Here is a 13,178-nt window from a genome sequence, read left to right as displayed (position 1 = left end):
GCAGGACCGGTGTCCCGCCAGCACGGGGGGCGCCGTAGCGACAAGGGAAACGCGGTAGGGCTCGACCGGCGCACGAATGCTGGACAGCGCCGGGAGCCGGTAGGACCGCAGTGACGCAGGACCGGTTCCTCGCCAACACGGGAAGGACCGCGCAGCAACAGAGCAGGTCGGCTCGACCGGTGTGCACGTGCTTCAAGACGCCGGGAGCCGGTAGGACCGCAACACCGCAGTACAGAGGTAGAGCAGTACCGCAGGACCGGTGTCCCGCCAGCACGGGGGGCGCCGTAGCGACAAGGGAAACGCGGTAGGGCTCGACCGGCGCACGAATGCTGGACAGCGCCGGGAGCCGGTAGGACCGCAGTGACGCAGGACCGGTTCCTCGCCAACACGGGAAGGACCGCGCAGTAACAGAGCAGGTCGGCTCGACCGGTGTGCACGTGCTTCAAGACGCCGGGAGCCGGTAGGACCGCAACACCGCAGTACAGAGGTAGAGCAGTACAGAGGTAAGGCAGTACGCAGTACCGGCGTCCCGCCCACACGGGGGACTCCGCAGCAGGTGTGAAGTGCACGCAGTGAGATCGAGAGGAGTAGATGCCATCGAGGATCGCCCGGGTGTGGAGATGTTCCACTCGGGTACCGCAGGCCCCGGTTCGGAAGAAGGTGGTCCACGGTCACACAACCGCGATCCCCGCGCTCCCGTCCCAGTTTGACCTCGGGAAGCGGAAGACCGGCAGCAGCCGGTAGGTGGTATTGAACTCTCGGGCCCCAGCGCCACAAGGCGCTGGGGCCCTCGGCGTGCGATGAGGAGAGAAAGAGAAACGCTTGTCCCGTCCCGAAACCGAAGACCGGTTCGACGATGACGACTATCCCGCCTACACCATGGGCCGCGCCGCGGAGATGATCGGTACCACACCGGCGTTCCTGCGCGCTCTGGGTGAGGCCCGGCTGATCGAGCCCCTGCGCTCGGCGGGCGGGCACCGCCGCTACTCCCGCTACCAGCTCAGGATCGCCTCCCGCGCCCGCGAACTCGTGGACGAGGGCACCCCGGTGGAAGCCGCGTGCAGGATCATCATCCTGGAGGACCAACTGGAGGAGGCGCAGCGGATCAACGAGGAACTCCGCGCATCCGAGGCCGACGCCCGGACCGACGGTCGCCCGGACCCCCTGGAAGCGCCCGACCAGGAACGGGGCGGCGTGGGCTGAGAAGCAGGTCCCGGAGAGGCCGCCCCGTACGGCGCCGTCAGGGCGGCCTCGCCGCGTTCTCCACCCCCGCCGCGTCCGCGCGGGTTCAGAGGTGTTCGGCCTCGTCGTCGGTCATCAGCCGGGAGCGGACGAGGAACCGGTGGCCCGTCGGCGCCTCCAGGGAGAAGCCCGCGCCCCTCCCCGGGACGACGTCGATGGTCAGGTGGGTGTGGCTCCACAGCTCGAACTGCGCCCGCGACATCCACACCGGCACCGGTTCGGGCGCGCCCACGTCCAGGTCTCCCAGGCGCACGTCCGATGCCCCGGTGCGGAACTCCCCCGCCGGATAGCACATCGGCGAGCTGCCGTCGCAGCATCCGCCGGACTGGTGGAACATGAGCGGCCCGTGTTCGGCGCGCAGCTCGCGGAGCAGGGCGGCCGCCGCGTCGGTGACGGCCACCCTCTCCACCGCCGCGCCGTCGGCGCGGGAGTCCATCAGAACAGCCCCATCGCCTTGTCGGAGTAGCTGACCAGCAGGTTCTTGGTCTGCTGGTAGTGGTCGAGCATCATCTTGTGGTTCTCGCGGCCGATCCCGGACTGCTTGTACCCGCCGAAGGCCGCGTGCGCCGGGTAGGCGTGGTAGTTGTTCACCCACACGCGGCCCGCCTGGATGTCGCGGCCCGCGCGGTAGGCGGTGTTGCCGTCGCGCGACCACACCCCCGCCCCCAGCCCGTAGAGGGTGTCGTTGGCGGTCTTGAGGGCGTCGTCGTAGTCGTCGAAGCGTGCCACCGACACCACCGGTCCGAAGATCTCCTCCTGGAAGATCCGCATGCCGTTGTGGCCCCCGAAGACGGTCGGCGCGACGTAGTAGCCGCCGGACAGGTCGCCGCCGAGGTCGACCCGCTCCCCTCCGGCCAGGACCGCGGCCCCCTCCCGGCGGCCGATGTCGATGTAGGACAGGATCTTCTCCAGCTGGTCGTTGCTGGCCTGGGCGCCGACCATGGTCTCGGTGTCCAGCGGGTCCCCCTGCCGGATCCGGCCGACGCGGGCCAGGGCGTCGCCCATGAAGCGGTCGTAGACGGCGTCCTGCACCAGGGCCCGCGAGGGGCAGGTGCACACCTCGCCCTGGTTGAGGGCGAAGAGGGTGAAGCCCTCCAGGGCCTTGTCGTAGAAGGCGTCGTCGGCCGCGGCCACGTCGGCGAAGAAGATGTTGGGGCTCTTGCCGCCCAGCTCCAGGGTGACCGGGATGAGGTTCTCCGACGCGTACTGCATGATGAGGCGCCCGGTGGTGGTCTCGCCGGTGAAGGCGACCTTGCTGACGCGGGGGCTGCTGGCGAGCGGCTTGCCCGCCTCCGCGCCGAAGCCGTTGACGACGTTGACCACGCCGGGCGGTAGCAGGTCGGCGACGAGCTCCATGAGCAGCAGGATCGAGGCGGGGGTCTGCTCGGCGGGCTTGAGCACGACCGCGTTCCCTGCGGCCAGCGCGGGCGCGAGCTTCCAGGTGGCCATGAGCAGGGGGAAGTTCCACGGGATGATCTGGCCGACCACGCCCAGGGGCTCCTGGAAGTGGTAGGCGACGGTGTCGCCGTCGATCTGGGAGGTGTGCCCCTCCTGCGCGCGGATCGCCCCGGCGAAGTAGCGGAAGTGGTCGACGGCCAGCGGTAGGTCGGCGGCCAGGCACTCGCGGACGGGCTTGCCGTTCTCCCAGGACTCGGCGACGGCGAGCCTCTCCAGGTTCTCCTCGACGCGGTCCGCGATCCGGTTGAGGACCAGGGCCCGCTCGGCGGCGGAGGTGCGCCCCCAGGCGGGCGCGGCGCCGTGGGCCGCGTCCAGGGCCAGGTCGACGTCCTCCGCCCCGCTGCGGGCGACCTCGGTGAAGACGCGGCCGTTGACGGGGCTGGGGTTCTCGAAGTAGCGGCCCCGGACCGGCCGGACCCACTCGCCCCCGATCCAGTTGTCGTAGCGGGCGGCGTACTCGACGACGCTTCCGGGCTGGCCCGGGGGTGTGTAGATCGCCATGGCGGACTCCTTCTTCGCGGGGCTCCGGCCGTGGACCGGCAGCCGCTTCCGGGGAAGTTGGAGGGTGACGCTAGTCACCGCCACGTTGCGACCACGTTGCGGGCGGGTCAGCCGCCGAGCCAGCGCAGCCTGCCGCGCAGGGCGGCGTGGTGCGGGGACGCGGGGTCGAGGACGCGCAGCACGGCGGTCAGGACGCGGGGGTCGTCGCGCCACTCGGGGTGCTCGGCCCAGGCCAGGAGCACGTCTGGCGCGGCGTTGGCGCCCAGGGCCTCACACACCTCGGCCTGGAGTCCGTCGCGGACCTCGGCCACGCCGGGCGCCTCCGAGCGGGGCAGGACCGGCCCGGCGTAGGCGTCCAGGGCCCGCCGGTAGGAGCCCTCGGACAGGTGGCGGCGCACCTCGTCGACGTCGGTGGCCAGCGAGCGGCACAGCCGGTAGGGGCGGGAGGCGAGCACGCCGGGGCCGAGGAGGCGGCGCAGGCGCGACATCTCGGCGCGGACGGTGACCGGGGAGGCGTCCCGCTCGTGCAGCCGGGCGCCGAGCGCGTCGCCGGTCAACCCGCGCGGACTGCGGGCGAGCAGAAGCAGGATCTCGGAGTGGCGGGTGCTCAGAGCCAGGTCGCGCCCGTCCAGGGTGAGCCGGGCGCCGTCGCGTCCCAGGACGCGGAGCCGGTCGTCCCCGGCGGGTCTCCGTTCCCCGGCGGGCGCGGCGCCTCCGTGCGGACCGGTGGGGGGGAGGGCCGCCCGGCTCTCCTGCCGCCGTCCCGGCACGGGTCTGCGGGCCCCGGCGCGCAGGGCGCGCAGCTCCGTCTCCGCCGCGGTGGCGGCGGCGCGGACCAGGGCCAGGGCCTGCGGCGAGGCGAGGTGGCTGTCCCCGGTGATGTCCAGAACGCCCAGGAGGGCGCCGGTACCGGGGTCGTGCAGGGGCGCCGCGGAGCAGCTCCAGTGCTGCACACCCCGGGTGAAGTGCTCGCTGGCGAACACCTGGACCTCGTGGTCCAAGGCGAGGGCGACGCCGGGCGCGTTGGTGCCGACCGCGTGCTCGTGCCAGTTGGCGCCCTCGACGAAGCACATGTCCTCGGCGCGGCCGCGGAGCCGGTGGTCGCCCTCCACCCACAGCAGGCGGCCCGAGGCGTCGCCCACCGCGACGATCTGGGGTCCGGGCGCGGTGTCGACGAGCAGGTGCCGCAGCAGCGGCATGACGGCGGCCAGCGGGTGCGCTTCGCGGTGGTCGCGCAGGGCGGGACCGGTGAGCTCGACCCGGGGCAGGGCGGTGTCGGGGTCCACGCCGTGCAGGGCGCTGCGCCGCCAGGAGGCGCCGACGACGGGACGGACCGGGCCGCTGACCCGGCCGGAGTCGGTGAAGCGCGTGTGGGCGACCGCCACGTCCCTGCGCACGGCCTCGGGGTCGGCGTCCCACGGCCACGCGTTCCACGGTCCCGGCATGCGCGCTTCCCTCCGCCGAGGCGACGGCGGGCCGTGCCGACGGACCGCCCGACACCCCTGATTGAATCCGCGCCCGCCCCTTCTGACAAGGGGTCTCGGCGAACCATCCGGTCAGCGCCGCCCCACGCGGCGCGGGCCCGGCCTCCCCGCTCCGGAGACCGGCCACCGGAGTCAGAACATGGGGTTCGGGACAACCAACACACGCGTTCGTGCCGTCCTACGGGACACGAACCCGCTCCCCCGCCCGGGGAACCGCACGCACTCCTGGAGGCCGCCCGTGTCCGCCCACCTCCCGCCCCCGCCCCCTCCCCCGCGCATCCGGGTGGACCCCCGGGAACTGCGCCCCGGACGCCTCGGGTACGCCGTGGGCGCGGCGTTCGTCGTGCTCGGGATCGTCGCGGGCGTCGTCGGCTTCGGCGTCATGCTGTACCGCACCCTGGCGCTGCCCGAGTTCTCCGCCCGGGTGGAGGGGTCCGCGGAGGCCGTGTTCACGGTCGCCTCCGAGCCCGGCGAGGTCGGCCTGTACTCCAGCCCGGCGGGCGCCGACGGGTCGGCCTGCTGGCTGGTCACACCCGACGGGGAGGAGGAGTCCTTCGGCCTCCCGTCCCACAGCCACAGCGCCGAGTCCGGAAACCGGAGCTGGTCGCTGGTCGGCTCGTTCTCCCACGACGGGGAGGGCGAGTACACGCTGGTGTGCGAGGGGGATCCCGAGACGGTCTACGCGGTCGCCGAGGTGGAGGACGGCACGGGATTCTTCGTCTACGTCGTCGGCGCGATGGCCGCGTTCGTCGGCCTCCCCCTCGCGGGCCTCGTGATCGGGCTGCCGATCCTCATCACCACGGGCGTGCGCCGCAACCGGCACAAGAGGAGGCTGCTCGGCGAGCGCGCGCGGTACCCGCGCCATCACTAGGCGGTGTTCCCGACCTTCGCTCCGGTCCGTGCCCGGGCGCCCGGACCGCCCCCCGCGGGCTGAGGCCGGTCCGGAGACAGGCCCCGGCCACCGGGGCGTGGGCGCGGAGCGCCCCCAACGCGGGGGGAAGCACGGACCCGCACCGGGACGGGCGTCCCCGTCCCCCCGCGGGGCCCGCCTCAGCGCTCCTCTCGGACGCGCTCCCGGCCGGGGCCGCACAGCCAGTAGGCGGGGTAGGCCCGCACGTCCTCCACGGTCGGCACCGCCGGGGGGACGGCCGGATAGGGGTCGCTGCCCCAGTCGAAGCGCGGGCGCAGCTCGCGCGCGGTGGCGCCGTCGGGGAGGGCGTCGCGCCCGGCGGGGGTCAGGTAGGTCCCCGCCGGGGTCCTGCGGGCCAGCCCCGCCTCCACCAGGGGCAGGGCCAGCGCCTCCTCCACGCGCCCGTCCCACCGGGTGGTCGCCGCCGCGGTCCCCAACAACGCTGTCAGGTCCTTGATCAGTGTGCTCATGAGCAAACGGTAGCGATCGGCGGCCCCGCGCACCCGGGCATTGCCGAACTCGGGAGAGTGCGCCGGAACACACGCGACGCCCGCTCAGAGCGGGTGCGGGCCCTCCCCGCCGGGCGGGTCCGCCACGAGCGCGGCGAGCGCGACCGTCATCGCCACCCGCGCCCGCGGGTCGTGCAGCGGCAGGTCCGCGACCCCGCCCATCCGGCGCAGCCGGTACCGCACCGTGTTGGGGTGCAGGCCCAGCAGCTCCGCCGCCCGCCCCAGGTCGCCGTGCACGTACAGCCAGGCGCGGAGCGTGCGCGCGTGGTCGGTACCGTGCTCGGCGTCGTACCGGACCAGGTCGGCCACCGGGTTGCGGACGGGCATGCGCCCGGCCTCGGCCACCAGGCGCAGGCGGCGCAGCAGCACGGAGTGCCAGGCGTCGTCGTAGACGACCGCGTCGGCGCCCTCCGGCGCCTGCCCGTGCAGCGTCAGGCACTCGTCCGCCTCCTGCCTGCTGGCGGGCAGGTCCGCGGCGTCGGCCGTGCCGCCCACACCGGCCACCACTCCCAGCCGGTCGGGCAGACCGCGCAGCGTCGAGCGCACCCACTCCACCGCCGGGGCGGGGTCGTCCCCGCACGGCAGCACGGTGTACACGGTGGTTCCGAGCAGGGTGCTGCGCCCCGGACGGGACCAGCCGAAACCGGTGGTGACCTGCTCGAACAGGTGCAGGATCGCGGCCTCGGGCTCGGTGCGTGCACGCGCCTGGAAGGCGATCACCCGCAGCCCCGACCCGAGCAGGCCGATCCGCCCGGCCGTCTGCGCCGGGTCGGCGGAGCCCTCCAGCAGGTCGATCACCGACTCCGACTCCACCTGCCGTTCCAGGTCGCTGCTGACCCTGGCGCGCAGCATGTGCAGCCCGACCGTGTGCGCCCCCTCGCTCAGTACCCGGGACCGGTCCGCGTCCAACGGGGCCTCGCACACCACCCACAGCGTCCCCAGGAGTTCGCGGCCCACCCGGATCGGCGCGGCGGTGCGCCCGCCCATGCCGAGTTCGGGTATCCCCGGCACGAACCGGGGTCCGGTCGCGGCCGCCAGCCGGGTGAGCACCCCGTCGGCGTCGAGGCGCTCGCGGACCGGCTCGGGGACCCGCCGGTCGACGAGGGTGTCGCGTCGCACCCGGTCGGTGCCGCCCTGGGAGGCCGAGTAGGCCACCACGCGCGAGGCCCGGTCCTCGATGGTGACGGGTCCGCCGACCTCGGCGGCGACGGTGTCGGCGAGGGTGAACAGGTCGCTGGGGCCGCGCCCGGCCTCGGTCTCGCGCCCCTCCAGGACCAGCCCGTAGACGACGCCGGAGACCTGGCTCCACGACACGGCGGGTTCGACGACCAGGAGGGCGGGGCCGCCCTCGCCCAGGCGTGCGCGCACGTCGTCGCCGGGCCCGGTCGCGGACCGGATGATGACGACGGTCGCGCGGGCCTGCTCGGCGAGGCGCACGGCCTCGGCGGCCGAGTCCACGCCGACGGCGAGGAAGGCGTCGCCCAGCTGCGGCACGTCGTCGGTGGGGTCGTGCATGGCGACGCTGCGCAGCTCCCTGCGGCGCAGCGGTTCGGGGCCGACCAGCCGGGCGCCGTAGCCGCCCAGGATGTTGACGAGACGGTCGAGGTGGATCACGTCCCCTCCTTTCCCCGGCGGCGGAGTTGTTCCGCGGCCACAAAGGGACCTCAGCTGATTGTCGCCTGAGGATAACGCCCGGTACCGGCGCCGTGGACACACTCGTGATAGGCGGCGGCCCCCCCGTGTCGGCCGCCGCTGTGCTCGCCCCGTCCGCGGACCCGGTCCGCGGCGCGGGCCCTGAAGACAAGGAACGTTCATGGCCAGGACCACCGACCGTTGGATGACCCGGGAGGCCTACGAGCGGCTCCGGGAGGAGCTCCGGACGCTGCGCGCGCTCCCCGACGACGACCCCGGCACCGGGGCGGACGGGGGCGCGGGGGACGTACTCCCCGCGCCCCGCTACATTCACGACCCCGCCGTTCGGCAGGCGCGCGTGCACACCATCGAGCGGCTGCTCAGCGAGGCCGTCGTGGACGAGGCCGCGCCCGACGACGGGATCGCCGCGCCCGGCAAGGTGCTCACCATCCGCTACGACGGCGAGGAGGAGGACGAGGTGTTCCTCCTCGGCGTCCGGGACGCGTCCGTGGCGGACCGGATGACGGTCTACTCCCCGGAGTCCCCGCTGGGCGCGGCGCTGGTGGGCGCCCGCCAGGGCGAGCGGCGCACGTTCACCGCGCCCCGGGGCGCGGTCATCGGGGTCACCCTGCTCAGGGCCGAGCCGTACCGGGCCGCCGTGGTGCACTGATCCCGGTCGCGCGGACCCCGGGGCGGTGCCCGCCGTGAACGGCCCTCGAACGGCGTTCCCGGCGTACCCGGACACCGGTGGGACGGCTCGGACACGGGGAGGCGGAATACCTCCGTCACCTCTTCACGCGGGGAACGCCCGTTCCCCGGGGAGAGGGCACCGACCTAAGGCCGAAGGGGTTTCCTCCGCGACCCGCGCACACCCTTTCCCGGACGGCGGGACGATCACGACCGCCCGGTTCCGGGTAGCGGGGTGGGGACCCCGTGGGAGCACGCGGGCCGGAGGAAACGGACACCCGACACAGAGAGGGCGATGCACATGAGCGCGGACACCGACGACGCGCGCTGGGCGCCGGTCAGGGACTGGCACGCTGCGGTGAGCGGACGGGACCTGACGGCGGCGAAGGCGGTCGTCGACCCCGGCATCAGGGTCGGCGGCCCCAAGGGTTCCACACAGGGCGTGGAGGTCTTCCTGGACTGGGTCCGCGACTCGGGCGTCCGCCTCGAACCGGTCGGCTGGCACACCGTGGACGAGCACCGCGTCGTGGTCGAGCAGAACGCCTCCTGGCCCGGCCGCGCCGACTCGGGGCCCGAGGCGGCCCCGGTGCGCACCGCGACCCTGTTCGAGGTGCGCCACGGCCTGATCACCGCCGCGCTCCGCTACGACGAGGGCGTGGAGGCGGCCCTCGACGCGGCCCGGCGCACGCCCTGACACCGCGTGCGCGCCGGGCGGCCGAGGACGCACCGGTCGCGCGCCAGGGCCCGGGGCGGCCGGTACCGGTCTCGGTGCGCCCCGGGTCGGTGGTGGGGTGGGGGCCCGGGTCAGGGGGCCGTCGGTCTGCCGATGGTGTGGAGGAGGACGTGGGCCTCGTCGAGGCGTGCGGGGAAGGCCTCCGGGTTCTCCGCCAGCCGCATGGCGGTCAGCTCGCAGGCCATCGCGGTGTGGGCGGCGAGCACGGCGACGTTCTCGGCCGCACCCGCCTCCACCAGGGCACCGGCGAACCGGTGGGCGCGCTGCTGGCGGGTGAGCAGGTAGCGCGAGCGCAGTTCGCCGCTCTCCCGGAGCAGACGCGCCAGGACGGCGGAGTGGGCCGGGGAGGGCGCGGTGTGCGGCCTGACGGCGGCGTCGGCCTCCCTGAGCAGCTCGACGGCGGCGCCGAGGTCATCGCCCAGCGGCCGGGGAACCCTTTCCCGCACATAGGCGCACACGCGGTCGGCTTCGGCCGCGTCGTCGGCGAACAACACCTGCTGTTTGTCGCCGAAGTACCTGAAGAAGGTGGTCCGGCCGACTTCCGCGCGTTCGGCGATCGCGGCGACCGTGACGTTGTCGAATCCGTGCTCCGCGAAGAGCTGGAATGCTGCTGACACGATCATGGCCCGGGCCTTACGCCGTTTGCGGGCGTGGAGCGTGTCGGGGGGGTGGTACATGAGGCGACCCTATCGAGTGGGAACCCGGTGCTCTTTGGTACGCAGGACCATTGGGACGGTAGTCCTGAAACGCACCGCGAGACCGGGGAGCGGGAAGTCGTCTGTCCTGTTGTAGCGGGAACGCAGCCGGTGAGCACAGTCCGAAACCCACGCGGACGCACCGGTTGGCCCGGAATTTTATTGCAGAGGGGGCTTCGTCTGACAACCGCCTTCCGGGCCGTGCGGAACATCTACCCGGAAAGCGGTTCCCCTCTCACCGGATTTCGTCTTCCATGCGGCTGGGGCGGGAGCCATTCCGGATCGGTCCCCATCGAACATCTTCCGGGAAAACGTTCGGTTTCCTTACTGTTTCCCGGCCGGGGACCGCGACCGCGGCCCGCCGGGCCGCGCGACCGTCGATTGTCGGTGACCTGTGCCACAGTGGAGACCTCGATCCCATTCTGGAGCTGGTCATGGCATATCTCCTGGTCATCGGCACACGCAAGGGGCTCTTCACCGCCCGCAGCGAGGATCGGCGCGCGTGGGAGGTGAGCGGCCCCCACCGGCTCGACGCCGCGGACTACGCCAGCATGAGCTCGGTGTACGCGGTCGGCGTCAACCCGCACAGCGGCCGCGTCCTCGCCGGAGCGGAGAGCTCGCACTTCGGACCGAGCGTCTGGTACAGCGACGACGGGGGCGCCACCTGGCACGAGCCCGGGTCCGCGCCCATCGCCTTCCCCGAGGACACCGACGCCTCCCTGGTCCGGGCCTGGCAGTTCGCCTTCGGCGACGACGCCGACACCGTGTACGCGGGGGTGGAGCCGCACGCCCTGTTCCGGTCCTCCGACGGCGGACTGCGCTTCGAGCTCGTCCGCGCCCTGTGGGACCACCCCCACCGCGCCAACTGGTTCCCCGGGGCGGGCGGCGGCGCGGTCCACACGATCCTGCCCGGGATCCTCGGCGCGGGCGGGCGCGTGCCCGGGGCCGTGACGGTGGCCATGTCCACCGGTGGTGTCTACCAGACCCGCGACGACGGTGCCAGTTGGGCTCCGGCCAACCGGGGGATCTCGGCGGTGTTCCTGCCCGAGGAGGAGCCCGAGTACGGCCAGTGCGTGCACAAGGTGGCCGCCGGGCCGGGCGGCGTGCTCTACGCGCAGAACCACCACGGGGTGTACCGGAGCGCGGACCCCGCCGGAAAGGGGTGGACGGCCGTGGAGACCGGCCTGCCCACCGACTTCGGGTTCGCGGTGGTCGCCCACCCGCACCGGCCGGAGACCGCGCTCAACTTCCCGGTGGTCAGCCAGGAGGTGCACCTGCCGCCCGACCACCGGCTGGGCGTGTACCGGACCGACGACGGGGGAGGCAGCTGGCGGCCGTTCACGGAGGGCCTGCCGCGGGACCCCTACTTCGGGATCGTGCTGCGCGACGGCGCCTGCACCGACGGGGCGGACGTGCCCGGGTTCTACTTCGGCACCCGGTCGGGCGACGTCTACGCCGCCACCGACGGCGGTGACGGCTGGCACCCGGTGGTCCAGCACCTGCCCGACGTCCTGTGCGTACGCGCCGCGGAGGTGTGAGATGCGGGTGACCGTGCACCTGCCGGGACTGCTGCGGGCCGACGCCGGAGGCGCGGCCCACGTCCCGGTGGAGGTCGAGGACGGGACCGCGCTGGGCGGGGTGCTGGACGCGCTCGCCGCCCGGTATCCGGGGCTGGACCGGCGGATCCGCGACGAGCAGGGGCGGCTGCGCCGCTACGTCAACGTGTTCGTGGACGAGGACGAGTGCCGCGGGGTCGGCGGGCTGGCGGCGCCGGTCCGCGACGGCGCGGACGTGCGCGTGCTGCCCTCGGTCGCGGGGGGCTGAGGGCCCCGGCCGCCCGGACCGGTTCGGGGAGCAGAGCGGTCCGGGCGCCCGACCGGTCCGGACAGCGAAGCAGCCCCCGCTCCCCGCCCCTGGCCGCGGCGGGGCACTGCGCGACTCCGGCCGACACCGCCGTGGGGCGGCGCCCCGAGCGAACGGTGCGCTGACCGGCGCCGCTCCATTCGCCGTGATCTTGCACTTGTAGCGGGTCTCGACCGCCCAACCCCGCTACAAGTACAAGATCAACGCAGATCAGGACCCATGCGTCACACCGGCAACACGTCCGGTCAGCCCACTAACGGGAGCGCTCGGTGCGCAGGGGCGCCGGGCGCAGGTAGGTCAGGCTCCGCCACACCCACTCCAGCGGGCCGAGCCGGAACCGGCGCGCCCACAGGTGGGCGAGGACGGCGGTCGCGACGAAGTAGGCGGCGGCCAGGGCGTACTGGGCCAACTGGGGAACCGTCCCCTCGAACGGTCCCATGACCGCCAGGAACACCGCCGTGCTGCCCAGGTACACCGTGAGGGTCATCCGCCCGAGCGGGGCCAGGATGCCCAGCACGCGCGACGCTCTGCGGCCCCTGAGCACCAGCCACCACACCAGTCCCAGATAGAGCAGGGCTCCGCCCAGGTTCAGGAACGTGTTCCCCAGGAGGATGACCACGGTCTCGCCCACGGACCGCACCGGTGCGCCGTCGGCGCCGAACTCGGTCGGGAACAGCACGCTGCCGACGAGCGCGAGGGCCACGCTGAGGCCCTGGGCCACCACACCGAACACGAGCATGCGCAGCGGCAGGCGGGAGGTCCCCTCCGTGCCGGTCCCGGGCTCGGCGGTGAGCTCCGGGCGGCGGGCCAGCCACACGCCCACGCAGAAGAACCCGAGGGTCTGCGGAAGGAGGACCACCAAGCTCCCCCAGGAGAAGTCCTCGAAGACGGGGGAGAGCAGGAGGTCCGACACCGGCACGGCGGCGAACAGCACGGCCGTCGCGACCAGCGGTCTGCGGCGGGATCCGCCGAGCAGCAGCGGCATCAGGGGGGCCAGCAGCAGCGCCGCGACCGAGTACTGGGTGAGGATGTCCCCGTCGAAGACCGCCAGGTGCGGCAGACCGAACAGCAGCCCCAGGACGGCGTAGCGGCGCAGCATCACCGCCGCCGGTCGCCCGCCGCGCCGGGCGGCGGCCCGCCACGCCAGGACCACGCCCGCGCCCAGCAGCACCATGAGCATCGTCCTGGCCCTGCCCGACATGAGCAGCGTGAGGCCGCCGTCCACGAGCTCGGTCAGCACGCCCGGAACCCGCTGCCCCGACATCTCGACGGGATAGACGACCGAGGACGCGTTCATCATGACCACGCCGATCATCGCGAGCGCCCGGGCGACGTCCAGGAAGACCACGCGCCGCGCGGGCGGCGGCAGGCCGGGGACCGCGCCGTCGAACCCGGCCTCGGTCGTGTGCCGCTCCTGCCGTAACCCGGTCGTGTGCCGCGCCTCGCTCATGCGGTGCCCTCTTC

13 protein-coding genes are annotated in these 13,178 nt (G+C 73.8%); 6 read left to right on the top strand and 7 right to left on the bottom strand.

Features of this window, described 5'->3' with window-relative positions; translation table 11 throughout:
- Positions 1-822 precede the first annotated feature (822 nt).
- On the top strand, positions 823-1,203 hold the full coding sequence (locus FYW99_RS01165) for a MerR family transcriptional regulator (protein ID WP_150249001.1): 381 nt from the start codon (positions 823-825) through the stop codon (positions 1,201-1,203).
- A gap of 85 nt (positions 1,204-1,288) precedes the next feature.
- Here FYW99_RS01165 and FYW99_RS01160 read toward each other — a convergent pair whose 3' ends face one another.
- The 3 genes from FYW99_RS01160 to FYW99_RS01150 all read right to left on the bottom strand — a co-directional run bounded on the left by FYW99_RS01160 (position 1,289) and on the right by FYW99_RS01150 (position 4,646).
- The gene (locus tag FYW99_RS01160; protein WP_150248998.1) at positions 1,289-1,678 is read right to left on the bottom strand and encodes a DUF779 domain-containing protein; all 390 of its coding nucleotides are present in this window, start codon (positions 1,676-1,678) and stop codon (positions 1,289-1,291) included.
- Positions 1,678-3,201, bottom strand: a complete 1,524-nt coding sequence (gene exaC, locus FYW99_RS01155; RefSeq protein ID WP_150248995.1) for an acetaldehyde dehydrogenase ExaC — start codon at positions 3,199-3,201, stop codon at positions 1,678-1,680. Before exaC ends, FYW99_RS01160 begins: the two co-directional genes overlap by 1 nt.
- A 107-nt stretch (positions 3,202-3,308) precedes the next feature.
- Positions 3,309-4,646: a helix-turn-helix domain-containing protein gene (locus tag FYW99_RS01150; protein ID WP_150248992.1), complete on the bottom strand. Its 1,338-nt coding sequence runs from the start codon at positions 4,644-4,646 to the stop codon at positions 3,309-3,311.
- 277 nt (positions 4,647-4,923) lie between these two features.
- On the opposite strand from FYW99_RS01150, the gene FYW99_RS01145 reads away from it, so the two are divergent.
- Positions 4,924-5,556: a hypothetical protein gene (locus FYW99_RS01145; RefSeq protein WP_150248989.1), complete on the top strand. Its 633-nt coding sequence runs from the start codon at positions 4,924-4,926 to the stop codon at positions 5,554-5,556.
- Between the two features lie 179 nt (positions 5,557-5,735).
- On the opposite strand, the gene FYW99_RS01140 is transcribed toward FYW99_RS01145, so the two are convergent.
- Both FYW99_RS01140 and FYW99_RS01135 read right to left on the bottom strand, forming a co-directional pair.
- A complete protein-coding gene (locus FYW99_RS01140) occupies positions 5,736-6,065 on the bottom strand; it encodes a hypothetical protein (protein WP_150248986.1) in 330 nt (109 codons plus the stop codon).
- An 84-nt stretch (positions 6,066-6,149) separates the two neighbouring features.
- Complete coding sequence (locus tag FYW99_RS01135; protein ID WP_150248983.1) at positions 6,150-7,718, bottom strand: PucR family transcriptional regulator; 1,569 nt, start codon at positions 7,716-7,718, stop codon at positions 6,150-6,152.
- A gap of 199 nt (positions 7,719-7,917) precedes the next feature.
- Here FYW99_RS01135 and FYW99_RS01130 point away from each other — a divergent pair, with 199 nt between their 5' ends.
- Together FYW99_RS01130 and FYW99_RS01125 are read left to right on the top strand one after the other, a co-directional pair.
- Positions 7,918-8,406 carry a GreA/GreB family elongation factor gene (locus FYW99_RS01130; protein WP_150248980.1) on the top strand — a complete coding sequence of 163 codons (489 nt, stop codon included), beginning with the start codon at positions 7,918-7,920 and terminating at the stop codon, positions 8,404-8,406.
- Between the two features lie 318 nt (positions 8,407-8,724).
- Positions 8,725-9,117, top strand: coding sequence for a nuclear transport factor 2 family protein (locus FYW99_RS01125; protein WP_223838626.1), 393 nt, complete (start codon positions 8,725-8,727; stop codon positions 9,115-9,117).
- Positions 9,118-9,227: 110 nt separating this feature from the next.
- Here the strand turns inward: FYW99_RS01125 and FYW99_RS01120 are convergent, their stop codons facing one another.
- The gene (locus FYW99_RS01120) at positions 9,228-9,833 is read right to left on the bottom strand and encodes a TetR/AcrR family transcriptional regulator (protein WP_150248974.1); all 606 of its coding nucleotides are present in this window, start codon (positions 9,831-9,833) and stop codon (positions 9,228-9,230) included.
- 452 nt (positions 9,834-10,285) lie between these two features.
- Here FYW99_RS01120 and FYW99_RS01115 point away from each other — a divergent pair, with 452 nt between their 5' ends.
- Together FYW99_RS01115 and FYW99_RS01110 are read left to right on the top strand one after the other, a co-directional pair.
- On the top strand, positions 10,286-11,389 hold the full coding sequence (locus FYW99_RS01115; RefSeq protein ID WP_150248972.1) for a WD40/YVTN/BNR-like repeat-containing protein: 1,104 nt from the start codon (positions 10,286-10,288) through the stop codon (positions 11,387-11,389).
- Between the two features lies 1 nt (position 11,390).
- Entirely contained in the window at positions 11,391-11,675 is a 285-nt protein-coding gene (locus tag FYW99_RS01110; RefSeq protein ID WP_150248969.1) for a MoaD/ThiS family protein, read from the top strand.
- A 292-nt stretch (positions 11,676-11,967) separates the two neighbouring features.
- On the opposite strand, the gene FYW99_RS01105 is transcribed toward FYW99_RS01110, so the two are convergent.
- Positions 11,968-13,164 carry a DUF418 domain-containing protein gene (locus FYW99_RS01105; RefSeq protein ID WP_223838624.1) on the bottom strand — a complete coding sequence of 399 codons (1,197 nt, stop codon included), beginning with the start codon at positions 13,162-13,164 and terminating at the stop codon, positions 11,968-11,970.
- Positions 13,165-13,178 lie beyond the last annotated feature (14 nt).

The organism is Nocardiopsis deserti (assembly GCF_008638355.1).
In the GTDB taxonomy this organism is placed as follows: Bacteria; Actinomycetota; Actinomycetes; order Streptosporangiales; family Streptosporangiaceae; genus Nocardiopsis; species Nocardiopsis alborubida.
Note: the sequence above shows the minus strand (reverse complement) of the source record. Positions and strands in the feature narration are given on the sequence as shown.

What these genes read in the sequence shown, in the direction of transcription:
- FYW99_RS01150 (WP_150248992.1), bottom strand. Translation starts at nt 4,646, where the DNA reads ATGCCGGGACCGTGGAACGCGTGGCCGTGGGACGCCGACCCCGAGGCC.
- FYW99_RS01140 (WP_150248986.1), bottom strand. Translation starts at nt 6,065, where the DNA reads ATGAGCACACTGATCAAGGACCTGACAGCGTTGTTGGGGACCGCGGCG.
- FYW99_RS01130 (WP_150248980.1), top strand. Translation starts at nt 7,918, where the DNA reads ATGGCCAGGACCACCGACCGTTGGATGACCCGGGAGGCCTACGAGCGG.
- FYW99_RS01115 (WP_150248972.1), top strand. Translation starts at nt 10,286, where the DNA reads ATGGCATATCTCCTGGTCATCGGCACACGCAAGGGGCTCTTCACCGCC.
- FYW99_RS01120 (WP_150248974.1), bottom strand. Translation starts at nt 9,833, where the DNA reads ATGTACCACCCCCCCGACACGCTCCACGCCCGCAAACGGCGTAAGGCC.
- FYW99_RS01105 (WP_223838624.1), bottom strand. Translation starts at nt 13,164, where the DNA reads ATGAGCGAGGCGCGGCACACGACCGGGTTACGGCAGGAGCGGCACACG.
- exaC (WP_150248995.1), bottom strand. Translation starts at nt 3,201, where the DNA reads ATGGCGATCTACACACCCCCGGGCCAGCCCGGAAGCGTCGTCGAGTAC.
- FYW99_RS01125 (WP_223838626.1), top strand. Translation starts at nt 8,725, where the DNA reads ATGAGCGCGGACACCGACGACGCGCGCTGGGCGCCGGTCAGGGACTGG.
- FYW99_RS01110 (WP_150248969.1), top strand. Translation starts at nt 11,391, where the DNA reads ATGCGGGTGACCGTGCACCTGCCGGGACTGCTGCGGGCCGACGCCGGA.
- FYW99_RS01160 (WP_150248998.1), bottom strand. Translation starts at nt 1,678, where the DNA reads ATGGACTCCCGCGCCGACGGCGCGGCGGTGGAGAGGGTGGCCGTCACC.